The organism is Cupriavidus sp. LA-1, assembly GCF_055385985.1.
The window spans coordinates 2,460,649-2,479,332 of the sequence record NZ_AP031387.1; the positions used below are offsets into that span (position 1 = coordinate 2,460,649).

14 protein-coding genes are annotated in these 18,684 nt (G+C 66.9%); 6 read left to right on the forward strand and 8 right to left on the reverse strand.

What is annotated here, in order from left to right; all coding sequences use genetic code 11:
* Positions 1–132: 132 nt before the first annotated feature.
* Positions 133–1,890 carry a glycosyltransferase family 39 protein gene (locus tag ACZ5MJ_RS11500; RefSeq protein ID WP_464219433.1) on the forward strand — a complete coding sequence of 586 codons (1,758 nt, stop codon included), beginning with the start codon at positions 133–135 and terminating at the stop codon, positions 1,888–1,890.
* A 42-nt stretch (positions 1,891–1,932) separates the two neighbouring features.
* Complete coding sequence (locus tag ACZ5MJ_RS11505) at positions 1,933–2,988, forward strand: bifunctional UDP-4-keto-pentose/UDP-xylose synthase (RefSeq protein ID WP_464219435.1); 1,056 nt, start codon at positions 1,933–1,935, stop codon at positions 2,986–2,988.
* 112 nt (positions 2,989–3,100) lie between these two features.
* Here the strand turns inward: ACZ5MJ_RS11505 and ACZ5MJ_RS11510 are convergent, their stop codons facing one another.
* The 8 genes from ACZ5MJ_RS11510 to ACZ5MJ_RS11545 form a co-directional block, all read right to left on the reverse strand.
* Positions 3,101–4,999: a potassium transporter Kup gene (locus ACZ5MJ_RS11510; protein ID WP_464219436.1), complete on the reverse strand. Its 1,899-nt coding sequence runs from the start codon at positions 4,997–4,999 to the stop codon at positions 3,101–3,103.
* Between the two features lie 318 nt (positions 5,000–5,317).
* Positions 5,318–6,055 carry an ABC transporter ATP-binding protein gene (locus tag ACZ5MJ_RS11515; RefSeq protein ID WP_464219437.1) on the reverse strand — a complete coding sequence of 246 codons (738 nt, stop codon included), beginning with the start codon at positions 6,053–6,055 and terminating at the stop codon, positions 5,318–5,320.
* Complete coding sequence (locus ACZ5MJ_RS11520; RefSeq protein WP_464219438.1) at positions 6,052–6,822, reverse strand: ABC transporter ATP-binding protein; 771 nt, start codon at positions 6,820–6,822, stop codon at positions 6,052–6,054. Before ACZ5MJ_RS11520 ends, ACZ5MJ_RS11515 begins: the two co-directional genes overlap by 4 nt.
* Positions 6,819–7,916, reverse strand: a complete 1,098-nt coding sequence (locus ACZ5MJ_RS11525; RefSeq protein ID WP_464219440.1) for a branched-chain amino acid ABC transporter permease — start codon at positions 7,914–7,916, stop codon at positions 6,819–6,821. The genes ACZ5MJ_RS11520 and ACZ5MJ_RS11525 overlap by 4 nt, the downstream gene beginning before the upstream one ends.
* A 1-nt stretch (position 7,917) precedes the next feature.
* Positions 7,918–8,784 (reverse strand): branched-chain amino acid ABC transporter permease, encoded by an 867-nt coding sequence (locus ACZ5MJ_RS11530; protein ID WP_464219441.1) that lies wholly within the window; start codon positions 8,782–8,784, stop codon positions 7,918–7,920.
* A 200-nt stretch (positions 8,785–8,984) separates the two neighbouring features.
* Entirely contained in the window at positions 8,985–10,187 is a 1,203-nt protein-coding gene (locus ACZ5MJ_RS11535; protein WP_464219443.1) for an ABC transporter substrate-binding protein, read from the reverse strand.
* A 120-nt stretch (positions 10,188–10,307) separates the two neighbouring features.
* Positions 10,308–11,123 carry an alpha/beta fold hydrolase gene (locus ACZ5MJ_RS11540; RefSeq protein WP_464219445.1) on the reverse strand — a complete coding sequence of 272 codons (816 nt, stop codon included), beginning with the start codon at positions 11,121–11,123 and terminating at the stop codon, positions 10,308–10,310.
* A 39-nt stretch (positions 11,124–11,162) separates the two neighbouring features.
* The gene (locus tag ACZ5MJ_RS11545) at positions 11,163–12,767 is read right to left on the reverse strand and encodes a benzoate-CoA ligase family protein (protein WP_464219446.1); all 1,605 of its coding nucleotides are present in this window, start codon (positions 12,765–12,767) and stop codon (positions 11,163–11,165) included.
* A 287-nt stretch (positions 12,768–13,054) separates the two neighbouring features.
* Here ACZ5MJ_RS11545 and ACZ5MJ_RS11550 point away from each other — a divergent pair, with 287 nt between their 5' ends.
* The 4 genes from ACZ5MJ_RS11550 (at position 13,055) to boxA (ending at position 18,591) form a co-directional block, all read left to right on the forward strand.
* Positions 13,055–14,020 carry a helix-turn-helix transcriptional regulator gene (locus ACZ5MJ_RS11550; protein WP_464219447.1) on the forward strand — a complete coding sequence of 322 codons (966 nt, stop codon included), beginning with the start codon at positions 13,055–13,057 and terminating at the stop codon, positions 14,018–14,020.
* Positions 14,021–14,129: 109 nt separating this feature from the next.
* A complete protein-coding gene (boxC, locus tag ACZ5MJ_RS11555; RefSeq protein ID WP_464219449.1) occupies positions 14,130–15,836 on the forward strand; it encodes a 2,3-epoxybenzoyl-CoA dihydrolase in 1,707 nt (568 codons plus the stop codon).
* A 36-nt stretch (positions 15,837–15,872) separates the two neighbouring features.
* Positions 15,873–17,297, forward strand: coding sequence for a benzoyl-CoA 2,3-epoxidase subunit BoxB (gene boxB / locus ACZ5MJ_RS11560; RefSeq protein ID WP_464219451.1), 1,425 nt, complete (start codon positions 15,873–15,875; stop codon positions 17,295–17,297).
* Positions 17,298–17,340: 43 nt separating this feature from the next.
* On the forward strand, positions 17,341–18,591 hold the full coding sequence (boxA, locus tag ACZ5MJ_RS11565) for a benzoyl-CoA 2,3-epoxidase subunit BoxA (RefSeq protein ID WP_464219453.1): 1,251 nt from the start codon (positions 17,341–17,343) through the stop codon (positions 18,589–18,591).
* Positions 18,592–18,684 lie beyond the last annotated feature (93 nt).

Genomic DNA, 18,684 nt, shown 5'->3' on the forward strand with positions numbered 1-18,684 from the left:
GCGAATTATCCTCCCGCTCTCCTTGCCAGCGCCTGGCGGTTCAACGTGGCGCTGAACTTTGGCGTGGACAAGCCTAGCCACCCACGCCCCCTCCATTCCTCGTTCACCCCTTTCACGCCGAGCCCATCCCGCATGCAGCATCGTTCCGATCGCCTCGCCGACGAGCCTGGGCACGACACCGCCCGGCCCGCCGCGCCGTGGCATGCCGCCCGCTTCGCTGGTATCCCCGTGGTTGCGCTGGTGGCGCTGGCCTTCGCGCTGCTGTGGTTCGGCACGCTGGATGTGCGCCACCTGCTGGGCCCCGACGAAGGCCGCTATGCCGAGATCGCCCGCGAGATGCTGAGCACCGGCGACTGGGTCACGATCCGCTACAACGGCTTGAAGTACTTCGAAAAGCCGCCGTTCCACATGTGGACCACCGCGGTTTCCTTCGCATTGTTCGGCCTCGGCGACTGGCAGGCGCGGCTGTGCGTGGCGCTGTCCGGCATGATCGGGCTGGGCGTGTCGATGCTGGCAGCCGCGCGCTGGTTTGGTGCGCGTGCCGGGCTGCTGGTCGGACTGGTGCTGGCGGCCGCGCCCATGTGGAACGTTGCCGCGCATTTCAATACGCTGGACATGACCCTGTCAGGCGTCATGGCCTGCGTGCTTGCCTTCATGCTGCTGGCCCAGCATCCGGACGCCACGCCGGCGGCGCGCCGCAACTGGATGCTGGCGTGCTGGGCGGCAATGGGCGTGGCGGTTCTGACCAAGGGACTGGTAGGCCTGGCGCTGCCGGGGCTGGTGCTGGTGGTATACACCTGCGTGACGCGCGACCTTGGACTGTGGCGGCGCCTGCATGCACCGGCCGGGATTGCGCTGATGCTGCTGGTGACGGTGCCCTGGTTCTGGCTGGTGGCAGAGCGCAACCCGGAATTCCTGCGCTTCTTCTTTATCCATGAGCACTGGCAGCGCTACACCTCGACGGTGCATGCGCGCAAGGGTGCGCTGTGGTACTTCGTGCCGCTGCTGGTGGGCGGATTCCTACCCTGGCTGGGGCTGGTGCCCGGCATGGTCCGCGCCGTCAGGCAGCGCGCCGGCGTGCGCGACACCGGCGGCCCCGGCGGTAGCAAGCCGTTCCAGCCAGCACTGTTGTCCGCCTTGTGGGCGGTGTCGATCTTCGTGTTCTTCAGCCTGTCGGGGTCGAAGCTGCCGGGCTACATCGTGCCCGTGTTCCCGGCGCTGGCCATCCTCGCAGGCGTGGCCTTCACCCAGACCGGCGAACGCGCCTGGACCCGGCAACTGCGCGCCATGCTGGTCATCGGCGCCATCGGCCTGCTGGCAAGCCCGATCGTGGCCACGCTGAATTCCAACAACACGCCGAACGTGCTGTACCGCGCCTATGCGATCTGGGCGGCGCTGGCTTTCGCGCTGGTGATTGCCAGCGCCGCCGTCGCGTTGTGGCTGCTGCGGCGGCGGGGCAGCATGGCCAGCGTCACGGCCTATGCCTTCGGCATGCTGCTGGCATTCTCCACGGCGTTGCTCGGCCATGAAACCATCGGCCGTTCGGCGTCCGGCATCGACATGATCGCGCCGATCGAGCGCGTGCTGCGTCCCGCCATGCCGCTCTACGCCGTCGGCCTGCTTGACCATACCCTGCCCTTCTACCTGCGCCATCCGCTCACCATGGTGGCCCAGGCCGACGAGCTTGCCTTTGGCACCGAGCAGGAGCCGCAGAAGTGGCTCCCGACCCGCGATGCCTTCGTCGAAGCCTGGCAGCATGGCCCGCCCGCCGTCGCCCTGCTGTCGCCGTCGGCGTTCGCCGAGCTGAGCGCGCGCGCGCCGATGCATGTCATCGCGCGCGACTGGCGGCGCGTTGCTGTTACCAACTTTCCCTTCGCCGGCGAGCGCTAGACGCGCCGGCGCATCCCTGAATCCCTGCCACAGTTAAACCCCATGCAAGGCAAGAAAGTACTCATCCTTGGCGTCAACGGCTTCATCGGCCACCACCTGACGCGCCGCATCCTGGAAACCACGCCGTGGGAAGTCTACGGCATGGACATGTCGTCGGACCGCCTGGGCGACCTCGTCGACCACCCCCGCATGCACTTCTTCGAAGGTGACATCACCATCAACAAGGAGTGGATCGAGTACAACATCCGCAAGTGCGACGTGGTGCTGCCGCTGGTGGCCATCGCCACCCCGGCCACCTACGTGCGCCAGCCGCTGCGCGTGTTCGAGCTGGACTTCGAGGCCAACCTGCCGATCGTGCGCGCCGCGGTGAAGTACGGCAAGCACCTGGTGTTCCCGTCGACCTCCGAGGTCTACGGCATGTGCAGCGACGAAGAATTCGATCCCGAGGCCTCGCCGCTGGTCTACGGCCCGATCAACAAGCCGCGCTGGATCTACGCCTGCTCCAAGCAGCTGATGGACCGCGTGATCCACGCCTACGGCATGGAGCAAGGCCTGAACTACACCCTGTTCCGCCCGTTCAACTGGATCGGCGCCGGGCTGGACTCGATCTTCGAATCGAAGGAAGGCTCGTCGCGCGTGGTGACGCAGTTCCTCGGCCATATCGTGCGCGGCGAGTCAATCAAGCTGGTCGACGGCGGCGCGCAGCAGCGTGCCTTCGCCGATATCGCCGACGGCATCAGCGCGCTGATGCGCATCATCGAGAACCCCAACGGCGTGGCCAGCGGCAAGATCTACAACATCGGCAACCCGGGCAATATCCACTCGGTGCGCGAGCTGGCCGAGATGATGCTGAAGATGGCCGCGGACTATCCGGAATACGCGGAAGAAGCGCGCAAGTCGCAGATCGTCGAGACCTCGTCGGGCGACTTCTACGGCAAGGGCTACCAGGACGTGCAGCACCGCGTGCCGAAGATCGACAACACCATCGAGGAACTGGGCTGGAAGCCCGAGATCAGCATGGAAGCGGCGCTGCGCCGCATCTTCGAGGCGTATCGCGGCCACGTGAGCGATGCCCGCACCCTGGTGAACCAGGACTAAAGTCCCGGCCCGTCGGGCAAGTTCGTGCGGATGACAAAACCCCCGGGTGGCCTGGCGGCGCGCCCCGGGGGTTGCGAAGGATAGACGGATGCGGGCGCCTCGGCCCTCGCGTTCAGATCTCGACCTTGGTGCCCAGCTCCACCACCCGGTTGGCCGGGATCTGGAAGAAATCGGACGGCTTGGCGCCGTTCTGGTGCATCCAGGCAAACAGGCTCTCGCGCCACATCGGCATGCCCGGCAGCTTGGACGGGATCACCGATTCGCGCGCGATGAAGAACGAGGTCTCCATGAGTTCAAAGTGCATGCCCAGCTTGCGGTCGGCCAGGTCCAGCACCCGCTGCACATCCGGCGTTTCCTTGAAGCCGTATTCGGACTTGAGGATATAGACGCCGCCGCCCAGGTCCTTGCAGCTCACGCGATTGTCATCGTCCACGTACGGGATATCGCGCGTGACAAAGCTCAGGAACACCACGCGCTCATGCAGCACGCGGTTGTGCTTCAGGTTGTGCAGCAGCGACACCGGCACGGACTCGGTATTGCCGGTCAGGAACACCGCGGTACCCTCGACGCGGTGCGGCGGGTGCGCCAGCAGGCCGGCGATGAAGGGCTCGAGCGGGATGCCGTCTTCCAGGCTGCGCGCGCGCAGCAGCTTGCGGCCGCTGTGCCAGGTCATCAGCAGGAAGAAGGCCGTACCGCCCATCAACAGCGGGAACCAGCCACCTTCGGCGATCTTCAGCAGGTTGGCCGAGAAGAACGCCAGGTCGACCAGCAGGAATGACAGGCCGATCAGCGTGACCAGCACCGGATTCCACTTCCAGACATTACGCATCACGACCGCCGCCAGGAAGGTCGTGATCACCATTGTCGTGGTGACGGCAATACCGTAGGCAGCAGCCAGGTTGTCAGATTTCTTGAACGCCATCACCACGATCACCACCAGTACCAGCAGGATCCAGTTGATCACCGGCAGGTAGATCTGGCCGATTTCCGCCGCGGAGGTATAGCGGATGCGCATGCGCGGCACGAAGCCCAGCTGGATAGCCTGGCTGGTCAGCGAAAAGGCTCCCGAGATCACGGCCTGCGAAGCAATCACGGTGGCGGCGGTCGCCAGCAGCACCATCGGCAGCTGCAGCGTGTCCGGCACCATCAGGTAGAAGGGATTGGAGACGTTGGCCGGATTGTTCAGCAGCATCGCGCCCTGGCCAAAATAGTTGAGCATCAGGCAGGGCATCACCAGTGCGAACCACCCGTAGCGGATCGGGCGCGCGCCGAAGTGGCCCATGTCCGCATACAGGGCCTCGGCACCGGTCAGCACCAGGAACACCGAACCCAGCACGACGAAGGCCTGCAGCGAATGCTCCATCAGGAAGCTGACCGCGTAGTGCGGGCTGACTGCCAGAAGGATGCCCGGCGCCTTCACCAGGTGCAGCAGCCCAAGCGCACCGAGCGCGAGGAACCACACAACCATGATCGGGCCGAACAGCTTGCCCACGGCTTGCGTGCCGCTGCGCTGAATGAAGAACAGCGCGCACAGGATCACCAGCGTGATCGGTATGACGTAATGCGACAGGCCCGGCGCCGCGATCTCCAGGCCTTCCACCGCCGACAGCACCGAGATTGCCGGCGTAATGACCGCATCGCCATAGAACATGCAGGCGCCAAAGATGCCCAGCATCATCAGCAGGTGCGCCATGCGCGAACGCGGTGCCGCGGTGCGCAGCGCCAGTGCCATCAGGGCCAGCACACCGCCCTCGCCGTCGTTGTCGGCGCGCATCACGAACATCACGTACTTGAGCGAAACGACAATGATCATCGCCCAGAACAGCATCGAGATGATGCCAAGCACGGCCTCAGGGCTGAACGGAATGCCGTGTTCCTGGCTGAAGCATTCCTTGAGCGAGTAGAGCGGGCTGGTGCCGATGTCGCCGAAGACGACGCCTACCGCACCGAGCACCAGGGCGCGCGTGCTGGGGCTCTCGACAAAATAATGGCTGGTTGTGGACTGGGTCATGAAATTGGGTCTGCTCGGCCGGCTCGCCGGCAGCTCTGTTGGCTCCGCCGCGGTCCGGTCCCATCCAGCGCAGCAGGAGGCTGCGCCCGTTTCCGGTTCATCTTGCGGTTCTTATTGCATTGCACAAACGCGCGCAATTCTAGTTGAACTGTCGGTAATCGACCACTGCGGCAAACAGGGATGCCGCTTTCGTGACTTCGCAAGGATGGGAGGGAAGCGGCCGATGGTCAAGCCCCGGCTGAGCAAAACTGCGTGACCTTGCGCCCGCAAGGGGCGTTGCGGCACAGCAACATGAGTGCCTTATAAGGCACTCTTCAATCAGACACCGAGATAGCGGTCCAGGGCTTCGGGCTTGCCGGCGAGGTCCGACGCGGGGCCGGCCATCACTACCCGGCCCTTCTCCAGCACCACGGCGCGGTCGGCGTGCGCCAGCACCGAGCGGAAATTGCGGTCGACCACCACCGAGGCGATGCCGGTGCCGCGCACGGTGGCAATGACCTCCCAGATCTCGTGCACGATGCGCGGCGCCAGCCCCTCAGTGGCTTCGTCAAGCACCAGGCAGTCGGGGTTGGTCATCAGCGCGCGGCCGATGGACAGCATCTGCTGCTCGCCGCCGGACAGCTGCTGGCCGCCATGGGACAGGCGCTCCTTCAGGCGCGGGAACAGGTCAAGCACGCGCGCTTCGTCCCAGTCATGGCGGCCGTTGCAGCCCTTGCGCGCGGCCATCAGCAGGTTTTCGCGCACCGACAGGCTGGGGAAGATGCCACGACCCTCCGGCACGTAGGCCACGCCCAGGCGCGCCACCTCGAACGCCTGCGCGCGCGAGACATCGCGGCCGGCCACCCGGATCTGCCCCTGGCGCTGGCGCACATGGCCCAGCAGCGTACGCAACAGCGTGCTCTTGCCCATGCCATTGCGCCCCAGCAGCCCGACGGTCTCGCCCACACCCACGGTGAAGTCGACATCGCGCAGCACGTGGCTGGAGCCATACCAGGCGTTGATGCCGGTGGCTTCGATCATCGGCGCGCTGGTCGCTGCTTTGCTCGGTGCATTCATGCGGCCTCGCCCTCTTCCTCGCCCAGGTAGGCAACCTGGACTTCGTGGTTGGTCCGGATCGCATCCGGGGTGCCGGTGGCAATCACGGCGCCGTTGACCATCACGGTGATGCGGTCGGCGACCGAGAACACCGCGTCCATGTCATGCTCGACCAGCAGGATGGCATGGCCTTCGCGCAGACCGCGCAGCAAGGCCAGCATCCGCGCCGATTCTTCCGCGCCCATGCCGGCCAGCGGCTCGTCCAGCAGCAGCGCGACCGGCTGCGTGGCCAGGCACATCGCCACCTCCAGCTGGCGCTTCTGGCCGTGCGCAAGATCGCTGGCGAGCCGGTCCGCCAGGTGCGCCAGGCCGGCGCGCTCCATGGCCTCGTCGGCCAGCGCGGCGCTGGTGCGGCAGCCCTGGGCGCTTTCCCACAGGCGCCAGGCGCGCTGCGCGCGCGACTGCGCGGCCAGCCGGCAGTTCTCGCGCACCGTCAGCGGCAGGAAGATGTTGTTGCGCTGGTAGCTGCGCCCGACCCCATGGCGCGCCAGCCGCGGCTGCGACCAGCCCGTGACGTCCTCGCCCTTCAGGTGCAGGCGGCCGGACGACGGCGGCAACTCACCGGACAGCATATTGATCAGCGTGGACTTGCCCGCGCCGTTGGTGCCGATCACCGCATGGATTTCATGCAGCGCCAGCGACAGGTCGACGCCCGCCACGGCGGTCAGGCCGCCGAAGCGCCGGGTCAGCTGCTGCGCCTGCAGGATCGGGGTGCCTTGCGATGTCATGCGGCCTCCGTATTCCGGCGTCCTTCGCCGCGGCTGTCCACGGTGCCTGCGGCCTCATCCGTGCCGGTGCCGGCGTCGCCATTGCGGCGTCCGCGCCGCCCGTGCCGCAGCACCGACGGCAGGCTGACCAGCCCGCGCGGCAGCAGCGCCACCGCGACGATGATGAAGCCGCCCATCAGCAGCTGCCAGTGCTTGGTCAGCCTACTGAACCACTCTGCCAGCAGCACGAACGAGAAGGCCCCCAGCACCGCGCCGGCCAGGCTGCCCACGCCGCCCAGGATCACCATCAGCATGGCGTTGCCGGACTGGTGCCACGACGCGATCTCCGGATTGACGAAACCAAACTGGATCGCATACAGAAACCCCGCCAGCCCCGCCAGCAGCCCGCCCGCGACAAAGGCGCCAAGCTGGTAGCGGTACGTGGCATAGCCGGCCGCGCGCATGCGCTGCTCGTTGTGCCGGATGCCGACCAGCGCATGGCCGAAGCGCGAGCGCAGCGCCACCATCAGCACCGCCACCGTCACCACCAGCCCCAGCCACACCATCCAGTAGAAGTGCATGGGGTCGTTGACCGTCAGCGGCTGTTGCCCGGGCACCGGGAATTCCGGCCGGAAGTAGACATAGGTACCGTCGCTGCCGCCCGCGACGCTGGTGTCGTGAAAGACGAAATACACCATCTGCGCGAACGCCAGCGTCACCATGATGAAATACACGCCACGCGTGCGCAGCACCAGCGCGCCTACCGCCAGTGCCAGCAAGGCCGATGCGGCCAGCGCACCGGCCAGCAGCAGCCAGCCGTTGCCCGGGCCGGCCTGCGGCGCCAGCATCGCGGTGGCATACGCCGCCATGGCGAAGTACGCGGCATGGCCCAGGCTGACCAGCCCGGTATAGCCGATCAGCAGCTGCAGCGACAGCGCGAAGATCGCCATGATCATCACCTTGCTGAGCAGCTCGATATAGAACTTGTGGCTGTCAGCGGTAAGCAGCAGCGGCAGCCCGGCCAGTACCGCAAAGGCCACCAGCCAGCCCAGCGCGGTGGCGAGCGTGGCGTTGCGGGCAGCGTGCCGGCGCGCCGGCAGTGTCGTCGGATTCATGTCATCCCGCCTTGAACAGCCCCTGCGGCTTCCACAGCAGGATTACCGCCATCAGCAGGTAGATCAGCACGCCGGCCGCCTCCTGCCAGAACACCTTGCCGAAGGTATCGACAAAACCCAGCAACAGCGACGCCACCAGCGCCCCCTTGACCGAACCGATGCCGCCGATCACCACCACCACGAAGCAGACGATCAGCACCTGCGCGCCCATGCCCGGATAGACCGACGACACCGGCGCGGCAATCATGCCGGCGAGCACGGCCAGCGCCACGCCCAGCGCGAACACAAAGCGGTACAACACCGTGATATTGATGCCGAGCGACTGCACCATCTCGCGGTTGGTGGCGCCGGCGCGGATCATCATGCCCAGCCGGGTGCGGCGGATCACGTAATACATCGCCACCGCCACCACCAGGCAGATGGCGGAGATAAAGAGGCGGTACACCGGGTAGGTCATGTCGTTGCCGATCGCCAGCGCGCCGTCCAGCAGCGCCGGCGCCTGCACGCCATGCACGTCATCGCCGACCAGGATGCTGCGCAGTTCCTCGAACACCAGGATCAGGCCGTAGGTCATCAGCACCTGCTGCAGGTGGTCGCGCTCATACAGGTAGCTGAAGAAGGCCCACTCCAGCACGTAGCCGAACGCCACCGCCAGCACGATGCCCAGCGGTATGGCGATGAACAGGTTGCCGGTCAGCCCGGCAAGCGTGAAGGCCAGGTAGGCGCCCAGCATGTAGAAGCTGCCGTGGGCGAGGTTGATCACGCCCATGATGCCGAAGATCAGCGTCAGGCCGCTGGCGACCAGGAACAGCAGCAGGCCGTACTGCACGCTGTTCAGGCACTGGATCAGGAAGGAGACGATATCCATGCGGGGTCATGCACCAAATATCCGACAGCGCCACGCGTGCCGGTGGCAGGCTCCCCTCTCCCGCGCGCGGCAGAGGGGTTGGGGGAGAGGGCCGGCGCTTGCGGGATGCGAAGGCCATGACTTCGTGGGGGCTCCTGCCCTCTCCCCCGCCTCTCTCCCGCAAGCGGGAAGGAGGCGCAAACCGTCAGGCCTGGACGGCCTTACAGCCGGCAGCCGCGCGCAGGATCTGCCAGCGCCTTCACCGCCACCGCGCTGACCTTGTTCTCGCGCCCGTCGACCTTGCGCAGGTAAAAGTCCTGCACCGGGTTATGCGCCTTGGACAGCGTGAAGGCACCACGCGGGCTGTCGATCCTTGCCGCACCCATGGCCTTGTACAGGTCGGCCTTGCGCGTCATGTCGCCCTTCACCGCGGTGGCGCCGGCCGCCAGCAACTGGGCGGCGTCGTAGCCCTGCACCGCATACACGTCGGGCTGCAGCTTGTAGGTCTTGGCGTAGTCCAGGCGGAAATTCTTGTCGCGCGGGTTGGTCAGGCCATCGGCGTAATGCAGCGTGGTTTCCAGCCCCTGCGCCGAAGTGCCCTGCGCCTCGAGCGTGCCGTCGGTCAGGAAGCCCGACCCATACAGCGGGATCTTGTCCTTGAGCCCCGCCGCGGCCCAGTCCTTGACGAACTTGACGGCGCCGCCGCCGGCAAAGAACACGAACACGGCATCGGGCTTGAGCGAGGCCACTTCGGTGATCAGGGCCTGGAACTCGACATTGGGGAACGGCAGGTTCAGCTCCTTCACCACCTTGCCGCCCTTGGCTTCGAACGCTTCCTTGAAGCCCTTCACCGACTGCTCGCCGGCGGCGTACTTCCACGTTAGCGTCACCACCTTCTTCAGGCCGCGCTCGCCCAGCACCTGGCCCATGGCGTAGCCAGGCTGCCAGTTGGAGAACGAGGTGCGGAAGATATTGGCCCCGCACAGCGGCCCGGTGGCTTCATCCACGCCGGCGTTGGGGATGATCAGCAGCGTGTTGTTTTCCTTGGCCACCTTGACGATGCCCATCTGCACGCCGGAATGCACCGTGCCGACCACCACATCGACCTGGTCGCGCTTGACCAGCTTGGTCGCGTTCTCCGGCGCCTTGGCCGGATCGGATTCATCGTCGACCTTGAAGTACTCGATGTCGCGGCCGCCGAGCTTGCCGCCCTGCTGCTGCACATACATGCGGAAGCCATTCTCGATGGCGGTGCCCAGCGCGGCATAGGTGCCGGTGTACGGCAGCATGAAGCCAACCTTGATCTTGCCTCCCGGCGCCGCGGGCGCGGGGGCCGCCGGCTGCGCGGAGGCGCTGGCCATGGCAAAGACGGTGGCGACGGCAAGGCAGGCAGGCGCAAGCCCGCGCGAGGTGAAGCGACGCATGGTGTCTCCTGGTGGTCAAGCCGGTGGCTCGCTGGACCGTTGCCGGTCACCCCTGCCCGTGGCGTGTCCCGCGCTGGTGCAAGCACCCTGGGGACCCTTCGCAACCGGCGGGAAGCCGAATTATTTTAGGTTTGAAGTATGCAGATTTATATGCCGAACGGCAGCCAGCGTCAACGGATCTTTTTGATCCCGGTGTGGCGAATGTCCGCATCGCGCGAGTTTAAGCAAGGTGGTTTGGGGGGCATATCGATGGATACCCTCGATCTGCGCCATGGTGCCGTACTCGTCGTCCTCGCCCTGCACCGCCAGCACCGGGCACTGCAGTCCGGACAGCAGCGGCCGCAGGTCCCAGTGGCGGAAATCGGGGTCGAGCCAGATATCGTTCCAGCCCCAGAAGGCCGAATCGACATCCGCGTGATGGCGCGCCAGCCGCTCGCGCAGGTCGGTTTCAAGGTAGGCCTGGCGCGTGGCGGCGATGCTGCGCACCGACAGGTCTTCGACCACGATATGCGGCGCCAGCACGGTGATGCCGGCCACTGCCCGCGGGAAGCTGGCCGCATAGATCAGCGCGATCGAGCCGCCATCGCTGTGGCCCAGCAGCCAGGGCACGCCGTGCGCGCGGCCGGGACCGATATCGAGCGCATCGAACAGCGCGGGCAGCGCCTCGCGCGCCTGCCTGTGCATGAAGTCGGGCCGCCACTTCTCGTCGTGCGGCCGTGGCGTGGAACGCCCGTAGCCATAGCGGGAAATCACCAGCCCGCGGTAGTCGCCGGCCTCGCAGAATTCACGCGGGAAATCCCGCCACATGCTGACCGACCCCAGGCCCTCGTGCAGGAACACCACCAGCGGGCGCTCCTTGCGCTCAGGACACAGCCACTGGTACTCGATCTGGATACGGCGGTTGTCGAAGGGAATTTCAACCAGGCTGCTTGGCATGGGCACTTTGTTCTCTTGCATCGGTTCAGGAAGGGATGGTCAGGCGCGCGCGGCTTCCTCGCGCTGGCGCAGCCGGAAACGCTGGATCTTGCCGGTCGCGGTCTTGGGCAGCTCGGGCACGCATTCGATCTGGCGCGGGTACTTGTACGGCGCGAGGCGCGACTTGATAAAGGCCTGCAGTTCCGCCGCCATGCCGTCATGCCATTGCTGGCCGGGCCGCAGCACGACGAACGCCTTGGGCTTGACCAGCTCATCGGCATCGGCCACGCCGATCACCGCCGCCTCAAGCACGGCCGGATGCTGCGCCAGCGCGGCCTCGACCTCGAACGGCGAGACGTAGATGCCGCCCACCTTGAGCATGTCGTCGCTGCGCCCGGCATAGGTGTAGTAGCCGTCGGCGTCGCACAGATACTTGTCGCCGCTGCGCGTCCATGCGCCGACGAAGGTATCGCGGCTCTTGTCGCGGTTGCACCAGTACATCAGCGCGGCGCTGGGACCCTTGATGTAGAGATCGCCGATCTCGCCGGGCGCGCAGGGCTCGCCCTGTTCGTCCAGCAGTTTCAGTTCGTAGCCCGGCACTGGCACGCCGGTGGTGCCGTAGCGCACCTCGCCCGGCCGGTTCGACAGGAAGATATGCAGCATCTCGGTGGAGCCGATGCCGTCCAGGATGTCGCAGCCGAAATGCGCCAGGAAGCGTTCGCCGATATCGCGCGGCAGCGCCTCGCCGGCCGAGGTGCAGACGCGCAGCGCCACCCCGGCGCGCGGCGGCAGATCGGGCGCGGCCAGCATGCCCGCAAACAGCGTGGGGACGCCGCAGAACACCGTGGGCCGCTGCTCGCACAGCCGTTTGAACACGGCCGCCGGCGTTGGCCGCTCGGCCATCAGCACGGTGGTGGCGCCGACCGACATCGGAAAGGTCAGCGCATTGCCCAGCCCATAGGCAAAAAAGAGCTTGGCAGCCGAGAACACCACGTCGTCCTCGCGGATGCCCAGCACCTGCCGCGCATACAGGTCGGCCGTGTGGAACAGGTTGCCGTGGGTGTGGACGGTACCCTTGGGCCGGCCGGTGGAGCCGGACGAGTACAGCCAGAACGCCATGTCGTCGGGGCCCGTGCCTGCCGCCGACGCGTGGGAACGCGTGCGCGCCAGCATCGCGCCAACGCTGCAGGCCGGCGCGGCGTCGCCATGCGGCGCGGCCTGGATCACCGTCGGAGAGAGCCCGCTCTTGTCGATCGCGGCCTTCATCACCGGCAGCAGCGGCTCGGATACCACCACCGCGCGCGCGCCGCTGTGGCCAAGCATGTAGGCATAGTCGTCCGCGGTCAGCAGGGTATTGACCGCCACCGGCACCACGCCCGCCAGCAGGCAGCCGAGGAACACGGTCGGGAAATCGATGGTATCGAGCGCGCACAGCAACAGCCGCTCTTCCTGGCGGAAGCCGGCCTCGCGCAGCGCGCCGGCAAAGCGGCGCGCGCGGGCATCGAGTTCGGCATAGGTCAGCGAGGTGGTGTCGTCGATATAAGCGGTCTTGCCGCCGCGCCCCGCCCCGAGGTTGCGCGACAACAGGTCCTCGGCGGCGTTATAGCGTGGCGGCAGCGCCGTGGCGGCACTCTGCGCACCGGCGGCGGTATTGGGGGGCGTCATGTCTCCACTCCTTGGTGTCGCGCGCCGCGTGCCCGCCGCGATCCGGCAGGCGTCGCGCCGGCGTCAGGCCAGTCGCTGTTGTGGTGTCCGGCAATCTGGCACGCCGGCATCCGCTTGTTGATGCATTTTATTTCATATCAACTATTATGCAAGCGAGGGGATGCACTATAGGACAGTGCTTATCGATGGCAGCCGCCTGAGGCGCCACTTGGCGTGGCAGGACTGCCCGCTGGCTGCCCGTATAATGCGCCCTTGCTTTTTTCGCCGGACCCAACCCGACCGCCACCATGCGCCGCGACCCCGCCCCGCTGCCCGCCGCCAATGCCGAGAATGCCGACAGCGCCGCCGAGGCCGACACGCGCCCCGCGCCTGCCGCCAACGGCGAACGCGATCCCTACCTGACGCAACTGGGCGAGCGCATCCGGTCGCTGCGCGCCTCGCGCGGCATGTCGCGCAAGGACCTCGCGCGCGGCGCCGGCGTCTCCGAGCGCTACCTGGCCAACCTGGAAACCGGCACCGGCAATGCCTCGGTGCTGCTGCTGCGGCAGGTGGCGCGCGCGCTCGATGTGCCGCTGCCGGTGGTGCTGGCCGAAGTGGACAGCCTCAACGGGCAGCAGGCCACCGAGTTCGCGCAGATGGTGCAATGGCTGGCGCAGTTGCCCCCCGGCGACCTAGCGCGCGTGCGCGAGGCCAGCCGCCAGGCGCTGGCACCGGAAGAATCCGGCGATGCGCGCCACCGCCGCATCGCGCTGATCGGCCTGCGCGGCGCCGGCAAGTCGACGCTCGGGCGCGCGCTGGCAGCCGCCCGCGACGTGCCCTTTGTCGAGCTGAATACCGTGATCGAGCGCGAAGCGGGCGCCAGCCTGTCCGAGATCCACTCGCTCTACGGCCAGGCCGCCTACCGCCGCTACGAAATGCGCGCGCTGGAGCGCACCCTGCGCGAGCACGACCGCATGGTGCTGGCCACGCCCGGCAGCCTGGTCTCGGAACCCGCCACCTTCAACCTGCTGCTGGCCCAGTGCTACACCATCTGGGTACGTACCTCGCCCGAAGAGCACATGGCGCGCGTGGTGGCGCAGGGCGACATGCGGCCGATGGAAGGCAATCGCGAGGCCATGGCAGACCTGCGCCGCATCCTGCAGGCGCGCGCGCCGCTCTATGACCGCGCCGATATCGCGATCGACACCAGCGGCCAGGACGCCGCCACCTCGCTGCAGCAACTGCGCGCCCAGCTGCAGGCCGCCGGCGCCTGATCCCCCACGCCCCAGTAAGTGTGACTGACAAAGTCATTGCACCGGCCGTCTCCATGCACTATATTTCATCAAAAGCCGCAAGGCACTATAGTGCACTCAGGAGACAGCCATGTCCACGCCGGCAACCGCCCTGCATCGCCCCGGCAACGCAGACGCCACGGACGCGCCCGCGCCCGTCACTTTCGAGCGTCATCCCGACCAGTACCGCCACTGGAAACTGACCTTCAACGGCCCCGTCGCCACGCTCGCCATGGATGTCGACGAGGAAGGCGGCCTGCGTCCCGGCTACGCGCTGAAGCTCAATTCCTACGACCTTGGCGTCGATATCGAACTGCACGACGCCCTGCAGCGCATCCGCTTCGAGCATCCGGAAGTGCGCACCGTGGTGCTGACCAGCGCGCGCGACCGCATCTTCTGCTCGGGCGCCAATATCTTCATGCTGGGGCAGTCGTCGCATGCGTGGAAGGTCAACTTCTGCAAGTTCACCAACGAGACCCGCAATGGCATCGAGGATGCCAGCCGGCACTCGGGACTGAAGTTCATCGCCGCCTGCAATGGCACGACTGCCGGCGGCGGCTATGAACTGGCGCTGGCCTGCGACGAGATCGTGCTGGTCGATGACCGTTCGTCCGCGGTGAGCCTGCCCGAAGTGCCACTGCTGGGCGTGCTGCCCGGCACCGGCGGGCTCACACGCGTGACCGACAAGCGCCATGTGCGCCGCGACCACGCCGATATCTTCTGCACCACCACCGAGGGCGTGCGCGGGCAGCGCGCCAAGGACTGGAAGCTGGTCGACGAGGTGGTCAAGCCGGCCCGCTTTGCCGAGCACATCGCCGAGCGCGCGGCGGCGCTGGCGGCCACCAGCGATCGCCCGCAGGGCCACCACGGCATCACGCTGACGCCGCTGTCGCGTACCGTCGAGCCGGATGGCTACCGTTACGAGACCGTGCGCGTGCATGTCGACGCCGCGGCACGCAGGGCCACGCTGACCGTATTCGGGCCGGACAAGCACCAGCCAGCCGATCTCGCTGGCCTGGTCGCTGCCGGCGCGCAATGGTGGCCGCTGAAAATGGCCCGCGAACTCGACGACGCCATCCTGACGCTGCGCGCCAATCATCTCGATATCGGCATCTGGGTACTGAAGACCGATGGCGCCCCCGCCGCGGTGCTGGCGGCCGATGCCCTGCTGCAGGCACACGCCGGCCACTGGTTCGTGCGCGAGACCATCGGCATGCTGCGCCGCACGCTGGCGCGGCTTGACGTGTCCTCGCGCAGCCTGATCGCGCTGATCGAGCCGGATTCCTGCTTTGCCGGTACGCTGCTGGAGTTGGCGCTGGCCGCCGACCGCAGCTACATGCTGCACCTGCCCGACGCCCCCGACGACGCGCCGCGCGTATTCGTCTCCGCGCTCAACTTCGGCCACTACCCCATGCCCAACGGGCAAACCCGGCTGTCGGCACGTTTCTACGGCGACGAGGTCGCGCTCACGGCGGTGCAGGAACACATCGGCGCGCCGCTGGATGCGCTCAGCGCCGACTCGCTCGGCCTGATTACCGCCGCGCCCGACGATATCGACTGGGAGGACGAGATCCGCATCGCGCTGGAAGAGCGCGCCAGCCTGTCGCCGGATGCGCTCACCGGGATGGAAGCCAACCTGCGCTTCGGCGGCGCCGAAACCATGGAAACCCGCATCTTCGGCCGCCTGACCGCATGGCAGAACTGGATCTTCCAGCGACCCAACGCCGTCGGCGAGAACGGCGCGCTGAAGGTCTTCGGCAGCGGCAACAAGGCGCGCTTCGACTGGGACCGCGTGTAGCGGCCGCGCCCGACCAGACAACACAGGAGACAGCACGTGAGCATCGACTACAGCCAGAAGATTCCCAACAACGTCAACCTGTCCGACGACCGCGCGCTGCAGCGCGCGCTGGAACACTGGCAACCGGCGTTCCTGGACTGGTGGCGCGACATGGGGCCCGATGGCTCGCACAACTTCGATGTCTACCTGCGCACCGCGGTGTCGGTCGATCCATCGGGCTGGGCGCATTTCGACCACGTCAAGATGCCGGACTACCGCTGGGGCATTTTCCTGCAGCCGGCCGACCCCGAGCGCAAGATCCACTTCGGCGAGCACAAGGGCGAAGCTGCCTGGCAGGAGGTGCCGGGCGAGCACCGCGCCAACCTGCGCCGCATCATCGTCACGCAGGGCGACACCGAGCCGGCCTCGGTCGAGCAGCAGCGCCACCTGGGCCTGACCGCGCCCAGCCTGTACGACCTGCGCAACCTGTTCCAGGTCAACGTGGAGGAAGGCCGCCACCTGTGGGCGATGGTGTACCTGCTGCACCGCCATTTCGGCCGCGACGGCCGCGAAGAAGCCGAGGCGCTGCTGGAGCGCCGCTCGGGCGACCAGGACAATCCGCGCATCCTCGGCGCCTTCAACGAGCGCACGCCGGACTGGCTGTCGTTCTTCATGTTCACCTACTTCACCGACCGCGACGGCAAGTTCCAGCTGTGCGCGCTGGCCGAGTCCGGCTTCGATCCGCTGGCGCGCACCACGCGCTTCATGCTGACCGAGGAGGCGCACCATATGTTCGTCGGCGAATCGGGCGTATCGCGCGTGATCCAGCGCACCTGCGAGGTGATGCGCGAGCGCGGCATCGAAGACCCGGCCGAGGTGCGCGCCGCCGGCGTGATCGATCTGCCGACCCTCCAGCGCTACCTGAACTTCCACTACAGCGTCACCATCGACCTGTTCGGCGCCGACCAGTCGTCCAACGCCGCCATTTTCTACAGCGCGGGCCTGAAAGGCCGCTTCGAGGAAGGCAAGCGCGCCGACGACCACGTGCTCAAGGGCGATGTCTACCGCGTGCTGGAAGTGCGCGACGGCCACCTGGGCGAGCGCGAGGTGCCGATGCTCAACGCGCTCAATGAAGTGCTGCGCGACGACTATATCAAGGACAGCATGGGCGGCGTGGCGCGCTGGAACAAGGTCATCGAGAAGGCCGGGATCGCGTTCCGCCTGACCGTGCCGCACAAGGCCTTCAACCGCAAGATCGGCACGCTGGCCAATGTCCATGTGTCGCCCGAGGGCCAGTTGATATCCGAAGCCGAATGGCAGGCCAACGAGCGCAACTGGCTGGCCACCGAGGAAGACCGTGCCTTCGTCGCCTCGCTGATGGGCCGCGTGACCGAGCCCGGCAAATACGCCAACTGGATCGCGCCGCCGGCGGTGGGCATCAACCGCCAGCCGATGGATTTCGAGTACGTGCGTTTCAACTGAACCAGAACTGCCAGGCAGGCCAGGGAGACACCGGAGACACGCCATGGGCGCCCCCGACATCATCAAGCAGCACCTGATCGATCCGGAAATCTGCATCCGCTGCAATACCTGCGAGGACACCTGTCCGATCGATGCCATCACCCACGATGACCGCAACTACGTGGTCAGGGCCGACGTATGCAACGGCTGCAACGCCTGCCTGTCGCCCTGCCCGACTGGCGCCATCGACAACTGGCGCACCATGCTGCGCGGCCAGGCCTACCCGATCCAGGCCCAGTTGTTGTGGGACGAACTGCCGGCCGAGGTGCCGTTGCCGGATCTGGCCAGCTTGGGCGAAGCGCCGGATGCCACCGCCGACAGCGGCGTGGCAACTGCGGCTGCCACCGGCGCCGCCCTCCAGTCCGTGGAGACCAGCCACCACACCTCGGCGCGTGCGCCGTGGTCGGCGGCCCATCCCTATGTGAACCTGCATGGCGTGCGCGCGCCGGTCGCGGCGACCGTGGCCGGCAACTACCGGCTGACCGGCGACGACGCATCCAGCGACATCCACCATATCGTGCTGGATTTCGGCACGCACTTCTTCCCGATCCTGGAAGGCCAGTCGATCGGCATCATGCCGCCGGGCACGGATGCGTCGGGCAAGCCGCACTACATCCGCATGTACTCGGTGGCCAGCCCGCGCGACGGCGAGCGCCCGGGCTACAACAACCTGGCGCTGACGGTCAAACGGGTGGACCAGGACCACGACGGCAAGCCGGTGCTGGGCGTGGCCTCCAACTACCTGTGCGACCTGGCCAAGGGCGACACGGTGCAGGTGGTGGGCCCGTTCGGCTCGACCTTCCTGATGCCCAACCATGCCGAGGCCAGCGTGATGATGATCTGCACCGGCACGGGCTCGGCGCCGATGCGCGCCATGACCGAGCGCATGCGCCGCAACATGGCGCACTTCAGCGGGCGCCGGCTGCTGTTCTTCGGCGCGCGCAACGCCAACGAACTGCCCTACTTCGGCCCGCTGCTGAAGCTGCCCAGGGACTTCCTCGATATCCACTTCGCCTTCTCGCGCGACCCGGCGACACCGCGCCGCTATGTGCAGGATGCGATCCGCGAGGCGGGCGGCAGCGTGGCCGCGCTGCTGGGCGACACCAATGGCCATGTGTACATCTGCGGCCTGAAGGGGATGGAGGAAGGTGTGCTGGCGGCATTTGAAACGGTCTGCGCCAACGCGGGTCTCAACTGGAAGGCGCTGGAAACCACGATGAAGGCGGAAGGCCGGCTGCATATCGAGACTTACTAGCCAAAAACGACAAAGCACCCTCGCGGCGTGCTGATTTATTCAGCAAGGGCTTCACTTCTGAAATACATCGCCTATAATCTTTCTCAAGAAACA

Excerpts from the sequence above, each read along its gene's own strand:
- boxC (WP_464219449.1), top strand. The coding sequence starts at position 14,130 with ATGTCCACGCCGGCAACCGCCCTGCATCGCCCCGGCAACGCAGACGCC.
- ACZ5MJ_RS11510 (WP_464219436.1), bottom strand. The coding sequence starts at position 4,999 with ATGACCCAGTCCACAACCAGCCATTATTTTGTCGAGAGCCCCAGCACG.
- ACZ5MJ_RS11540 (WP_464219445.1), bottom strand. The coding sequence starts at position 11,123 with ATGCCAAGCAGCCTGGTTGAAATTCCCTTCGACAACCGCCGTATCCAG.
- boxA (WP_464219453.1), top strand. The coding sequence starts at position 17,341 with ATGGGCGCCCCCGACATCATCAAGCAGCACCTGATCGATCCGGAAATC.
- ACZ5MJ_RS11525 (WP_464219440.1), bottom strand. The coding sequence starts at position 7,916 with ATGAATCCGACGACACTGCCGGCGCGCCGGCACGCTGCCCGCAACGCC.
- ACZ5MJ_RS11500 (WP_464219433.1), top strand. The coding sequence starts at position 133 with ATGCAGCATCGTTCCGATCGCCTCGCCGACGAGCCTGGGCACGACACC.
- ACZ5MJ_RS11550 (WP_464219447.1), top strand. The coding sequence starts at position 13,055 with ATGCGCCGCGACCCCGCCCCGCTGCCCGCCGCCAATGCCGAGAATGCC.
- ACZ5MJ_RS11505 (WP_464219435.1), top strand. The coding sequence starts at position 1,933 with ATGCAAGGCAAGAAAGTACTCATCCTTGGCGTCAACGGCTTCATCGGC.
- ACZ5MJ_RS11515 (WP_464219437.1), bottom strand. The coding sequence starts at position 6,055 with ATGAATGCACCGAGCAAAGCAGCGACCAGCGCGCCGATGATCGAAGCC.
- ACZ5MJ_RS11530 (WP_464219441.1), bottom strand. The coding sequence starts at position 8,784 with ATGGATATCGTCTCCTTCCTGATCCAGTGCCTGAACAGCGTGCAGTAC.
- ACZ5MJ_RS11520 (WP_464219438.1), bottom strand. The coding sequence starts at position 6,822 with ATGACATCGCAAGGCACCCCGATCCTGCAGGCGCAGCAGCTGACCCGG.
- ACZ5MJ_RS11545 (WP_464219446.1), bottom strand. The coding sequence starts at position 12,767 with ATGACGCCCCCCAATACCGCCGCCGGTGCGCAGAGTGCCGCCACGGCG.
- ACZ5MJ_RS11535 (WP_464219443.1), bottom strand. The coding sequence starts at position 10,187 with ATGCGTCGCTTCACCTCGCGCGGGCTTGCGCCTGCCTGCCTTGCCGTC.